Raw genomic sequence first — 13,460 nt, 5'->3', positions numbered from 1 at the left:
GCCATAATTTACCAGCCTTCATTTTCAAAAAAAATAAATTATTTGTAGCGTTTAGCCAAAAATCATCGTATTAGCGCTAACAAAAAAACTCAAAATGAAAAGAACCAAACTCATTTTATCATTAATTGCATTTATATTAACCATTTTGGTTTTTGTGCAAGCTTGTAAATAAAATAGCTTTAACATCAAATTTTTGATACAAAACGAAAAATCATTTAATGATGCGTAAGTTTATACCTAGGAAAACTTAAATCATTGAAATGAAAAAAATTATATTAAACCTGTTTCTACTTGCACTAGGTGGCAGCGCTTTTGCTCAAGATGCAGTTAGTTATCAAATGCCGCCTAAAGCTATTGCCGATTTACTTTTGGCAAAACCGACACCGGCGGTAAGTATTGATAGCAAAGCCGAATGGATGTTGTTTAGCGAACGTAACTCATATCCATCTATAGAAGAATTGGCAATGCCAGAATACCGCATTGCAGGGATGAGAATTAACCCAAATAACTTCTCTCCGAGTCGCCAAACCTACATCAACAATTTTAGTCTTAAAAACATTAAAACTGATAAAACGGTTACCGTAACTGGTTTACCATCTCCATTATATGCTGGCAGTGTAAGCTGGAGCCCAAGCGAAACTAAAATTGCCCTTACCAACACTACACAAAACAGGGTCGATTTATATGTAATTGATGTAGCTACAGGAAAAGCTACTAAAATGAATAAGCAGCCATTAAATGTAATTATGGGTGGTGGTGCCACATGGGTTGATGATAATACACTGTTATATCGTGTGGCTACAAAAGCAGCAAATTTACAACCAACTCGCCCATTGGCACCAAAAGGCCCAACTATACAACAAAATTTAGGCAAAGCAGCTCCAAGTGCAACTCTACAAGATTTAATCAAATCGCCGTTTGACGAGCAATTGTTTGAGTTTTTTGCAACTTCTCAACTAATACAAAATAAAGCGGGTGTAGAAACATTAATTGGCAAACCAGCCATTTATAGCACTGTTTCTTTATCGCCAGATAAAAATTATATGATGGTACGTACCATTAAAAAACCTTTTTCTTATTTGGTTTCTGCTTATGGTTTCCCATCGGTGGTAAACATTACTGATAGAACTGGTAAAGTAATTAAAACCTTGGCCGATTTACCTAGTACAGAAGTTAGGCCATCGGGTAATGATAACGTACAAAACGTACCTCGTGGGTTCGATTGGCGTGATGATGAAGCTGCAACAGTAGTTTGGTCTAAACCATTAGATGAAGGTTTAATTAAAAATGATGTAGAATTTCATGATGCTGTTTTACAATTAGCTGCTCCTTTTAGCAGCGAGCCAAAAGAGATTTTTAAAACCAAAATGCGTTTTGGTGGTGTAAGCTGGGGCAATAGTACTTTAGCTTTGGTTAGAGAAAACTCTAGAGCTAAACAAATGTCGCGTTTAAGCAAATACAACCCAACTACAGGCGCTTTAGAAACTTTGTATGAGTTAAGCACAACTGATGCTTACAACAATCCTGGCTCGCCTGTTACCGAAAAAAATAAATTTGGTCGCCAAGTAATTTTAACTACAGATGGTGGTACAAAATTATTGTTAAACAACACCACTGGTGCTTCGGCCAAAGGCGATTTACCATTTTTAGCCAAGTTTGATTTAGCTAGCAAAAAATCTGAAATTTTATGGCGCAGCCAACCGGGCAGTTTCGAAATGGTGACTGATGTTTTAGATCCGCAGAAATTGGTTTTGTTAACGCGTAAAGAAAGTCAGAAAGATGCACCAAACTATTTTATCAAAAACTTGGTGTTACGCATGGCAGATAGACAAATCACCAATTTCACCAATCCATACACGCAATTAGAAGGCGTTAAAAAAGAAAAAATCTCTTACAAACGTGCTGATGGAATTGATTTAACTGGCGATTTATATTTGCCAGCAGGTTACAACAAAGAAAAAGATGGACCATTGCCTGTGTTAATATGGGCTTACCCTCGTGAGTTTAACTCGGCAGCAGATGCCGCCCAAATTAGAGGCTCACAAGATAAATTTACCACCATTAGTTCTGGCGGACCGTTATTTTTTGTTACACAAGGTTATGCAGTTTTAGACAATGCAGAAATGCCAATTGTTGCTAAAGATGGCAAAAAACCTAACGATACTTTTGTTGAACAATTGAAGTTAAACGCAGAAGCCGCCATTAACAAACTAAGTGATTTAGGCATTGGCGATAGAAACAGAATTGCAGTTGGTGGTCATAGTTATGGTGCATTTATGACGGCTAATTTATTGGCTCACACCAATTTATTTAAAGCTGGTATTGCTCGTAGTGGTGCTTACAACAGAACATTAACACCATTTGGTTTCCAAAATGAAGACCGTACGTATTGGCAAGCACCAGAATTGTATTATCAAATGAGCCCATTCAGCTATGCTGATAAAATTAAAACGCCAATTTTATTAATCCATGGCGAAATGGACGATAATCAAGGTACTTTCCCAATTAATAGCGAGCGTTTGTATGCTGCAATTAAGGGTCATGGTGGCACCACTCGTTTTGTGTATTTACCTTACGAAGCGCATGGTTACAGAGCCAAAGAAAATATATTACACCAATTATGGGAAATCAATACTTGGTTAGATACTTACGTTAAAAATGCAAAGCCAACGGCTAAATAGATAGCCTCACCCCAACCCTCTCCAAAAGAGAGGGAGCTAATCACATAAACATCCGGTGAATTTAATTATTCATCGGATGTTTTTTTTTTAGAAAATCAGTGGCAGTAACCCTTAGGCAAAAGCAGTCTTGCTTTCCGTTTTATCTTTTTTGCGGAGCTTTTGTGCTAAAAAGGATAGTTTGTACTACAAAAAAGGATATCACTTCAATCAAGTTTAGCAATCAAAAACAGTGGTTCTTTTGTCAAGTTGCAAATAAGCTAAAAACCTCTTTCGTTAAAATCTGGGAAATACTACCTTTATCAAAACATCTTAATCGGTGTAATCACCTTAAATCTGTGTAATCAATCAAAAAAACAAATGGAAAAAATAATAGAACTCATCAAAGCATCAAGAAACAAATTATTAAGTTTAGTAGAAGAATTATCTACCGAAGAAATGAATTACATCCCGACAGGTTTTAAAAACAACTTAGCTTGGCAAATTGGGCATTTAGTGGTTAGTCAGCAGATTTTATGCTACAAATTGGCTGGCCAACCATTTATTATTGAAAATGAATTGATAGATCTTTACAAAAACGGATCGAAACCAGAAAAAGATTTTAGCGATGCAGAAATTGCACAAATGAAGGGTTATTTATCAAGCACCATTGATCAATTAGCAATTGATTTGCAAAACGGAACTTTTGATAATTATACACCTTATACAGTAAGTACATACGTTGGCTTTACGCTAAATAATGTACAAGATGCTGTTACATTTGTGGCCAATCATGATGGTTTACATTATGGTTGTAGTATTGGGTTGAAGAAATTAGCGCTACTTAAAGCGTAAACAAAACATTTTAATCATAAATAGCTTTTCTGAGCTTCTATTCAGAAAAGCTATCTTTGCTCTTATGAGATACTTCTTCCATATTGCTTACAACGGACATACTTACAGCGGCTGGCAAAGGCAACCAAAAGTTAACAGCGTACAAGAAGTAATTGAAACCAAGCTCTCTCAAATTTTTAAAACCCCTCTAACCATTAACGGTTGTGGCAGAACCGATTCTGGAGTTCATGCTAGTCAGTTCTTTTTCCATGCAGATCTAGCGCAAGAATGGGATTTTGACTTAAAATTTAGGCTCAACAAAGTTTTACCGCACAACATCGCAATTTTCGATATCATCCCCTTAGAAGGAAAACCACATGCCAGATTTGATGCTGTGCAAAGAAAGTACGATTATTACATCCATACCTACAAAAATCCATTTTTAAATCAGCTGAGCTCTTATTACGAGTACGAAAACCTGAATTTGAACGAAATGAAACGAGCGGTACAGCTGTTGCCAAAATATAAAGATTACAGGGCCTTTTGCACCGCACCTGATAAAAATGAGCACACCATTTGCAATGTACACGATGCAAAATTATTTACCACAGCCAATGGCGATCATCTTCGTTTTCACATTGCCTCGAACCGTTTTTTAGGTAAAATGATTAGAATTATTACTGGCAAACTTTTAAAAATCGGCACAGGCAATATGAGTGTTGATGAATTTGAAAACCTACTCATCACATTAGAAACACCCGGAATGTTAGAAATTGCGCATCCAACCGGTTTGTATTTATCTAAAGTTACTTACCCTTATTTAAACCTGCCATTGAGAACAGAGTTTTCTGGCTTGCAGCAGCTAGAATGGATTGAGGTTTAGATTCCTCACCCTATCAAAGGATTAAGTAAAGGCTAAACTGTGCAATTCCCTCTCCGAAGGAAAGGGAAACAAAAAACTGTGGTTTGAACCTATAGGTTTCACTCACAACCCATTAATTCCCTCTTTTTTGGAGAGGGAGAGTTAACAGAAGCCTGAGCAGTAACTTTCGAAGGGAGAGGCTACTTAAACCTTATCGCTTTTAGCGGACTAATTCTACTTACCAATAAAGACGGTACAATAAGTACAACAGCACATATTACAACTGTTGCTACATTTAACATTAACACATCTAAAAAATGTACTTCAACAGGCACGTAAGAAAGGTAATAATTGCTTTGATTTAGCTTAAAAATTTGGGTGGCATGTTGTAAATAAGCTAAACCCAATCCTAAAACATTCCCTAAAACCAAACCAATTCCAACTAAATAAATCGCATTATAGAGGAAAATTTTCATCACACTCCAATTGCCAATGCCCATTGCTTTTAGTAAACCAATCATGGTAGTGCGTTCTAAAATCATGATCAGTAAGGCAGTAATCATGTTAATTACGCCAACAATCATCATTAAAATCAATAAAACTTTGGTATTTACATCCAATAAAGAAAGCCAAGTAAAAATTTCTGGTGTGCTTTCTTTAACCGATCTAGATCTCAATTTTAATTCTAAATTGGCATAAACGTCATCAGCATCTTGCTCTAAAGTGGTAAAATCTTTAGTGCGAACTTCGATGCCGCCCATTTGATTTGGCTCCCAATTATTAACACTTCTAATGACATTGATATCTCCTAAAACAAAGCTTTTATCAATATTATCAATGCCAATACTATAAATCCCAACAATAGTAAACTTACGTCGCTTTGGCGGATTTTGGACAAAATGCATGATAAAACTATCACCAACTTTAAGCTTTAATCGCTTTGCGGTAAAACTAGATACCATAATTTGATAAACATCCTTATTTTTAAAATCAATGATTTTTCCATCTAACAAATGCTTCTGCACATATTGCCAATCGTAAGTTTCATCAATCCCTTTAAAATTAATACCTTCTACTTCGCCATTGGCAGAAATTATGGCTGGCTTGGTAGCAAACGGGTAAAATGAAGCTAAACTTTTATTGTTCTTAAGGTAAGCTATGGTGGTATCGTTAGGTACAAAAGGAGATTTCTCGAAAGATCCATTTAAATCGTAACGGTAAATCTGTATGTCGCCAATAAACCCTCTTACTTTATCTTGTATTTCGGTTTTAAAGCCTTTAATTATAGCTACAGAAAGTATCATAACGGCTAAACTTAACATTACACCCGCTATTGCAATGCGTACAATTAGTTTGCTAAATGTTCGTTCACTTTTTATGGCTATCCGCTTTGCGATGAAATATGATATATTCAAATGATTATAATTGTAACTTAGCAAAAGTGCTAATTCAATTCCGAAAAAGCATATAATAATTAAAAAACCTTAAGAAATGAAGAAATTCAATTTTTTAATAAGTGCCTCGCTTACCTTATTTACGTTAAGTGCCTGTGGACAAGGAACTAAAGTTAAAAATGAAAGTATTGTAAAATCTAAAATTACGGTAGAAAAATTTAGAACTGGTGCAGAACAAACCGAAATTTATTTGCCATTGCTTAAAGGAAAACGCGTTGGTATGGTGGTAAATCCAACATCAATTATTGGTAAAGTAACTGTTGTAGATAGTTTATTAAAACGAGGGGTAAATATTGTTAAAATTTTTGGCCCTGAACATGGTTTTAGAGGCGATGCGAGTGCAGGCATACATGTAGATGATGCCGTAGATGCAAAAACTGGAATTAAAGCAATTTCATTATATGGCAAACACAGTACACCAACAAAAGAAGATTTGGCAGGTGTAGATATTATGATTTTTGATATACAGGATGTTGGTGTGCGTTTTTACACTTACATGAACACTTTGCAACATGTGATGGAAGCTTGTGCCCGCGATGGTAAAGAAGTAATGATTTTCGATAGACCTAATCCGAATGGCTACTTTATCGATGGACCAATTTTAGATCCGAAATTTAAATCGGGTATTGGTCTACAGCCCATTCCAATTGTGCATGGCTTAACTTTAGGCGAATATGCTCAAATGTTAAATGGCGAAGGCTGGCTAAAAGACAAAGCAAAATGCAAAATTACCGTAATTAAAAATGCCAATTATACGCACAATATGCCTTATACTTTGCCTGTTAAACCTTCACCGAACTTAAACACACAACAATCTATTTTGCTTTACCCAACAACTTGTTTGTTCGAAGGCATTTATTTAAACCATGGTCGTGGTACACAGTTTCCATTTACGGTTATTGGTGCACCTTATTTAAAAGGTAAATACAAATTTTCTTATACACCTACCGGGATAAAAGGAATGGCAGAAACTCCACTTTTTAAAGATCAAATATGTTATGGCTTAGATTTAAGAAATTACGACACTGAGATTTTAAGAAAAACTAAACAGATTAACCTTGGTTGGATTATTGATCTGTATAAAGCTTCTCCTAAAAAGGAAGACTTTTTTAATTCTAAATTAAGTAACCAATTGATGCCTGTTGAAAGATTAATTGGTGTTGGAGATTTTAGACAGCAAATTATAGATGGCAAATCTGAAAAAGAAATTCGTGCAACATGGCAACCAGGCTTAAATAAATATAAGGAAATGCGTAAAAAATATTTGCTTTATAATTAGTGAAGGATGCAATGACTAAATGAGAGAATTATAGAAGGAAACGAATGAAAGAATAGTCGAGTATTAATATTTGGAAAATGAAACAATAGCGATTGGCTCTTTGTTATTCTATTGGTTTTTATGAAATATTTCATTTAAAATTCAAGCATTCTAAAATTTTAAAAGCCATGAACAAAGAAGTAAAAAAAACTAGCGAAAAAGCTTCGAGTAATTTCGAAGAACCGCAGCCAAAAGGAAAAGTAGACCAAGGGGAAAAGGCAGTAAAAAAACCAGAAGATGAGGTTTACAATCAAGAACCCGCTAAAGCTAAAACCGAAAATCCGGCTAAGGCTAAAGAAAATAGCGAGCAGCCAGTTCACTCAGTAAAAAAATAATAAACAAGAATATAAGAAACACCTTGAACATGCTTCGAGGTGTTTCTTGTTTCTACAGCTTCTAAAAATTTAGATAAAAATGACGGGTAAAATAAAAATTGTTATTGCAGGTATTGGTGGTGTTGGTGGCTATTTTGGCGGACTTTTAGCTAGAGCCTATGCAGGAAATGATGACATTGAAGTTTATTTTTTAGCTCGGGGAAAGCACCTATCAGCCATACAGGAAAACGGATTAAAAGTTATTAAAGGCGATATAAATTTTACTGCTAAACCGTTTTTAGCTACCGATGATGTCAATAAAATTGGAGCAGCTGATTTCATCATCATCAGCACAAAAAATTATGATTTAGCCGAAATTTTAATTCAAATATCACCATGTGTAACCGAAAAAACTGTTATTTTACCGTTGCTAAATGGCGTTGAAGCAGTAGAAAAAATTAGAACACAATTTCCACACAATCTTGTTCCAGCTGGCTGCGCTTATATTGTATCGGCTATAAAAAATCACGGGGTTATTGAAAACATGGGTAACAGGCAAGAAATTTATTTCGGCTTAAATCAATTAACCGACGAAAGACTGATTTTGCTTGAAGATTTATTAAAATCTGCTGGTATAGAAGCTTGCCTATCTGATGAAATTGCCAAACTAATTTGGGAAAAATTCATCTTTCTTTCTTGCATAGCAACGGCTACCTCATACCTTAATAAAACAGTAGGAGAATTATTGCAAGACCATAAAACTTATTTAACAAACCTAATTAAAGAAGCTTCAGCAATTGCCAAAGCTAAAAAAATTGAAGTAGATGAAAATACCGAAGAAAAAGCTTTAACGCATTATGCGGCATTACCATTTACCGCAACCTCATCTATGCAAAGAGATTTTGATGACCATAAACCACAAACTGAACTCAACTCAATAACAGGTTATATGGTTAAATTAGGCAAACAATTAAGCATTGCTACTCCCAATTTTGAAGAGGCTTATCTTAACCTAAAAGATAGATAACCTCAGCTCGATTTATTAGTATACATTGTTGTGCCATATAAGAAATTTATTCTTGTTTTAACCACCCCGCCCTTTGGGCACCCCTCCAAAGGAGGGGAATTGCGAACTAAATTCCCCTCTTTCAGAGGGGTGGTCGCAGACCGGGGTGTTTAATGATAATAAATAAAAATCGAGCTTAGGTAGATAGTTATTTTTTGCGCTTAGTAGCAACTTTAGTTTGCTTTAAAAATTGAAGCAACACTTTTTCATCATTTTGCATTGCAGTTACACTATCTGGTTTTACTGTATTGATCTTTTTTAAATATTTTTGCAAACCTTCATTTTCAAAGGTTTCTAAAAGCAACGGATAAACATAAGAACTTTTACAAACAGCCCGAGTATTACCTAATTTGCTCGCTACACAATCTAAAACCTCTACAATAATTTTCTTTTTGGCAATATCAGGCGTTCGCTCTGTACAACAAGCTAATTGTCTAAGAGCCTCTAAAGTGCCACCCCATGTTCTAAAATCCTTTGCTGTAAAATCACCTCCAGTAATTTCTCTGATGTAGTTATTTATCATTCCAGAATCTACAGACCTATGTTCTTTCCCTTTTGTGTAAAACTGAAACAAATCTTGTCCGGGTATATCCTTGCTTTTTTTAATCAGTTTCGCTAAGCTTTTATCTGTTAATTTCACATCGTGTTTAACGCCTTTTTTACCAACAAAACTTAAAATGGCATCATTTCCCTTTTGTTTAAAATGTTTGTCTTTTAGCGTACTTAAACCATAACTACCATAAGTTTTAGCATAATTTTCGTTACCAATTCTTATTAAAGTTTTTTGCATCACTTGCAAACAAATGGCCAAAACTTTTCTTTCATCAAAGTCTTTGCGCCTTAAATCTTTAGCAATTTGTTTTCTGGCTTCGGGTAAAACTTTGCCAAATTCTAATAACCTAAAATACTTATGATCTGATCTTCTCGAAGTCCAATCTGTGTGATAACGATACTGTTTTCTCCCAGCAACATCTTTACCAATTGCCTGTAAATAGCCATTTTTTTTCGGCGAAATCCATACATCAGTCCAAGCGGGTGGCAAAACCATTTTTTTAATGCGCTCTAAATCTGCATCATCTTTTAAACGATTGCCTTTGCTATCCTCGTAATAAAATTTACCAGGCTTACCTTTTCTGTAAATACCGGGTTTAGCGGGATCAACAAATACTAAATTGCTCGTATTAATTACATCTAAAGTTGGTACCATAAAGTTTAGGAAGAAATTTTAAGCGATTTTTTAGTTATTTTGTAACCATTAAATCATCCATTGAACAACCATAGTATGAAAATAGTTTTTATGGGCACGCCCGATTTTGCAGTTGCATCGTTAAGTGCTTTACAGCAAGCAGATTTAACTATTGTGGGCGTTGTTACCGCAGCAGATAAACCAGCAGGGAGAGGCCAAAAATTAAACGAAAGCGCAGTTAAAAAATATGCGGTTGAAAACGGATTACGTGTTTTACAACCCTTAAAACTTAAAGACCCTGCTTTTATTGAAGAATTAAAATCGCTCGAAGCTGATTTATTTGTAGTGGTTGCATTTAGAATGTTGCCAGAAATTGTTTGGCAAATGCCGAGCAAAGGAACTATCAACTTACATGGCTCATTATTGCCTCAATACCGCGGGGCTGCACCTATAAACCATGTCATTATAAATGGAGAGGAAGAAACTGGCGTTACTACATTTTTCTTAAAACAAGAAATAGACACTGGAGATATCATTTTTACAGATAGTGTAGCTATTACTGATACTGAAACTGCCGGAACTTTACACGATAAATTAATGGTTGTTGGCGCCAATTTATTGGTAAAAACGGTTAAAGCCATCGAGGCTGATGATTACAACGAAGTACCACAGCCAGAAAGTGATGAGCTCAAATCTGCCCCTAAAATTTTTAAGGATTATTGTAAAATAGATTGGAACCAAAATAACCAAACGGTTTATAACCATATTCGCGGTTTAAGTCCTTACCCAACTGCTTTTACCACGTTAAACGATAAAAACTTTAAGATTTTTAATGCCGAACCAGAGGATAAAGAACCTGGAATTTCTACTGGTGCATTTTTAACGGATGGCAAAACCTATTTGAAATTTGCAACTAAAGACGGGTTTATAAAAGTTACCGATGTACAGTTTGAAGGTAAAAAAAGAATGCTAATTGATGAACTTTTGAGAGGAATGAGGCTGTAGAGGTGGTTAGGTGGGTAGTTGTTGAGGTGGTTAGGTGGTTAGTTTTGAGATGGTTAGTTGTAAAGCAGTTTCCTACAACTATTTAAGTTGGCCGGGCTATGCGCTACAATCTTTGGATTTTTAACGTCATTTCGAACGTAGTGAGAAATCTGTAAGATAGGAGGATTAATGGGACAGATACCTTCCCGATTAATCGGGATTCCTTATTTCGGTATGACGGAAGACAAAAAACCAAAAGGATTTTCGCTGCTATCCCGCCTGTCTGCCGTGGCTGATTTGTATTACGCAGGTTTTGCAATTATACACGGCTGCAAAAGCCAATAACCACTTACTTTGTACTATAAACCTTATTGAAGTGTATATGTTTTTGTCATGCTGACTTGTGCCGATTTTATATCGGTAGCCTGTCGAAGCACAAAAACATTTAAACGTAAAGAAGGACTGAATTTTCCAAAGACTACTAACATTGTTTTTCAAACAACCATCTATCTTAGACTTACGATTGTAGAAAAACTTTCCGACTTGCCGTCCTTTCCAACTTACTTACTAAACCAAAGCATTTAGTTTTGCACTTAACTCTTTTGCTACTTCGTTAAAATAACGCTTTCTACCGTAACCCATTACCCAACGTATGCCACTGCTGGCGTTGGTTACAAAAACCTCTTCGGCTTCTTTTAAAATTTCTGGACTAATTTGAGCCTCAACCAAATTAAAATTATGTGTTTTTGCCAATTGAAGCACAACCGTACGCATCACACCTGCAATGCAGCCTTCGGTTAAGGCTGGTGTATAAATTTGATTTTGATAAACTACAAAAACATTAGAACTTGTGCTTTCACACAAAAAACCTTGCTGATTTAAAATCATGGCTTCATCTAATTTGTTTTGTTTTTGAAACAAACCTGCCATCACGTAAACCATTGCATTACTCGTTTTAAAATTAGAAAGTTTGTTTAACGGCTTAGTAATTTCGTCATAAACATCAACAATTAATCCCTTTTGGTTTAGTTCATATGCCGATGTTTCTAAAGATTTTGCTTCTAATAAATAGCCAGTTTTATTAATTTGTGGGGTATATAAACCTTCACCATCTCGGTAAATTGAGAGGCGAAACCTCACATTTGCACCCAACTTATTTTTTTTCTGAAGTTCAGCGGTTTTTTGTCTTAAAAAATATTCATCTAACAATGCATAACCTTCCATTTTTAACGCTTTCATTCCGGCTCTTAAACGATCTGCATGTTGTTCTGCAAACATCAATTTGCCGTTACACATGCGCATCGATTCAAATAAGCCATCTCCAAATTTAAAGCCTCTATTACTGGCTTTTAAAACTGCTTGATCGGCATTGTAAAACTCGTCGTTAAATAAAATATAGTTAGACATTTAGTTATTGTACATTAAAAATTATTGAGGCAAAGCTGCATAATTACGCCATTTGGTTAAAACAGCATCAAAATCTGCAGGCAAAGGCGCTTCAAACTCCATGTATTGTTGTGTGGTTGGATGTATAAATCCCAGTGTTTGCGCATGTAGCGCTTGGCGAGGCATTAGCTCGAAACAGTTGTTTACAAATTGTTTGTATTTAGTAAACGTTGTGCCTTTTAAAATCTTATCTCCACCATAATTTGCATCGCTAAAAAGTGGATGCGCAATATGTTTCATGTGTGCTCTAATTTGGTGCGTTCTGCCTGTTTCTAATTGGCAGCTAATTAGCGTTACATAACCTAAACGCTCTAAAGGTGCGTAGTTGGTAACAGACCATTTTCCCTTTTCTTCATCATCATACATATCCATAATGATGCGGTTTTTTAAACTTCTACCAATATAACCTTCAACCCTACCTGCTGTTTCAATATCTCCCCAAGCTAGGGCAATATATTTCCTAGTAATGCTATGATCAAAAAATTGTTTAGCAAGCTTAGTCATCGTAATTTCGTTTTTGCTAATTAATAATAAACCCGAGGTATCTTTATCAATTCTGTGTACTAAACCAGGCCTTCCATCATTACCCGGCAAAGTGGGTAATTGCTCAAAATGAAAAGCTAAAGCATTTACTAAAGTACCTGTATAATTATTAAATCCAGGATGTACAACCATACCTGCAGGTTTATTTACAACCAATAAATCAGCATCTTCGTAAACAATATTTAAAGGAATATCTTCTGGATAAACTTCTGTATCACGTGGTGGATGCGCAAAAACTATGGAAATTTCATCATAAGGTTTCACTTTGTAACTAGTTTTTACAGTGCCTTTATTAACTAGCACATTACCTGCATCAATAGCATTTTGTATTCTGTTTCTTGAAGCATTTTCTAGACGATGCATCAAAAACTTATCAATGCGCAACAACGATTGTCCTTTATCTACAACAATATTAAAATGTTCAAATAAGTCTTGTTCTTCTTCCTGATCTACAATATTGCTGTTTTCCATGTTACAAAAGTAAGATTAACAATTTGATAATTTGGAAAAATAAGTTTTGGCGTATTATTTGCTAAGTGTTAACAATAAGTTAATACACTGCCTATCAATGAAAAACTTTACTTACAACGCAAGAATTATTTTAAACTTTTTCCCTTATCTTATTAGAAAGATTTACTTTCGTGACTAAAAATCAAACAGATAAGTAAGAAAAGTAATAAAATCTACCCTTCTTCGAAACTATTTTAGTTTTGAAAGCTTCCTTATTGCCTTTAAGTTTGCTGGCACAGAGTGATGTTGGCGATTGATTTTAATTCCCTCCATTATATGCCAATGA

Annotated in this window: 11 protein-coding genes; 7 read left to right on the top strand and 4 right to left on the bottom strand. The window is 35.2% G+C overall.

The features are described 5' to 3' along the window. Positions 1–260: 260 nt before the first annotated feature. The 3 genes from FA045_RS10390 (at position 261) to truA (ending at position 4,374) form a co-directional block, all read left to right on the top strand. Complete coding sequence (locus FA045_RS10390; protein ID WP_136877012.1) at positions 261–2,681, top strand: alpha/beta hydrolase family protein; 2,421 nt, start codon at positions 261–263, stop codon at positions 2,679–2,681. Positions 2,682–3,038: 357 nt separating this feature from the next. Next, entirely contained in the window at positions 3,039–3,512 is a 474-nt protein-coding gene (locus FA045_RS10385; protein WP_136877011.1) for a DinB family protein, read from the top strand. A gap of 64 nt (positions 3,513–3,576) precedes the next feature. Further along, positions 3,577–4,374: a tRNA pseudouridine(38-40) synthase TruA gene (gene truA, locus FA045_RS10380; protein ID WP_136877010.1), complete on the top strand. Its 798-nt coding sequence runs from the start codon at positions 3,577–3,579 to the stop codon at positions 4,372–4,374. Positions 4,375–4,553: 179 nt separating this feature from the next. Here the strand turns inward: truA and FA045_RS10375 are convergent, their stop codons facing one another. Continuing rightward, positions 4,554–5,768: an ABC transporter permease gene (locus FA045_RS10375; RefSeq protein ID WP_136877009.1), complete on the bottom strand. Its 1,215-nt coding sequence runs from the start codon at positions 5,766–5,768 to the stop codon at positions 4,554–4,556. 76 nt (positions 5,769–5,844) lie between these two features. Here FA045_RS10375 and FA045_RS10370 point away from each other — a divergent pair, with 76 nt between their 5' ends. The 3 genes from FA045_RS10370 (at position 5,845) to FA045_RS10360 (ending at position 8,466) form a co-directional block, all read left to right on the top strand. Beyond that, positions 5,845–7,086 (top strand): DUF1343 domain-containing protein, encoded by a 1,242-nt coding sequence (locus FA045_RS10370; RefSeq protein WP_136877008.1) that lies wholly within the window; start codon positions 5,845–5,847, stop codon positions 7,084–7,086. 167 nt (positions 7,087–7,253) lie between these two features. Beyond that, on the top strand, positions 7,254–7,460 hold the full coding sequence (locus FA045_RS10365) for a hypothetical protein (protein WP_136877007.1): 207 nt from the start codon (positions 7,254–7,256) through the stop codon (positions 7,458–7,460). Between the two features lie 79 nt (positions 7,461–7,539). Then, on the top strand, positions 7,540–8,466 hold the full coding sequence (locus tag FA045_RS10360) for a ketopantoate reductase family protein (protein ID WP_136877006.1): 927 nt from the start codon (positions 7,540–7,542) through the stop codon (positions 8,464–8,466). 187 nt (positions 8,467–8,653) lie between these two features. Here FA045_RS10360 and FA045_RS10355 read toward each other — a convergent pair whose 3' ends face one another. After that, the gene (locus FA045_RS10355) at positions 8,654–9,712 is read right to left on the bottom strand and encodes a DNA topoisomerase IB (protein ID WP_136877005.1); all 1,059 of its coding nucleotides are present in this window, start codon (positions 9,710–9,712) and stop codon (positions 8,654–8,656) included. A 75-nt stretch (positions 9,713–9,787) separates the two neighbouring features. Between FA045_RS10355 and fmt the strand changes: the two genes are divergently transcribed. Beyond that, the gene (gene fmt / locus FA045_RS10350; RefSeq protein WP_136877004.1) at positions 9,788–10,696 is read left to right on the top strand and encodes a methionyl-tRNA formyltransferase; all 909 of its coding nucleotides are present in this window, start codon (positions 9,788–9,790) and stop codon (positions 10,694–10,696) included. A 546-nt stretch (positions 10,697–11,242) separates the two neighbouring features. On the opposite strand, the gene FA045_RS10345 is transcribed toward fmt, so the two are convergent. Both FA045_RS10345 and FA045_RS10340 read right to left on the bottom strand, forming a co-directional pair. Then, positions 11,243–12,082 (bottom strand): aminotransferase class IV, encoded by an 840-nt coding sequence (locus tag FA045_RS10345; protein ID WP_136877003.1) that lies wholly within the window; start codon positions 12,080–12,082, stop codon positions 11,243–11,245. A gap of 21 nt (positions 12,083–12,103) precedes the next feature. Beyond that, positions 12,104–13,135 carry an RluA family pseudouridine synthase gene (locus tag FA045_RS10340; RefSeq protein WP_136877002.1) on the bottom strand — a complete coding sequence of 344 codons (1,032 nt, stop codon included), beginning with the start codon at positions 13,133–13,135 and terminating at the stop codon, positions 12,104–12,106. Positions 13,136–13,460: the final 325 nt, after the last annotated feature.

Origin of the sequence: Pedobacter cryotolerans, assembly GCF_005116475.1 — a bacterium.
Classification (GTDB): domain Bacteria; phylum Bacteroidota; class Bacteroidia; order Sphingobacteriales; family Sphingobacteriaceae; genus Pedobacter; species Pedobacter cryotolerans.
The sequence above is the reverse complement of the archived record's forward strand: the minus strand, read 5'-3'. Positions and strand labels throughout refer to the sequence as shown.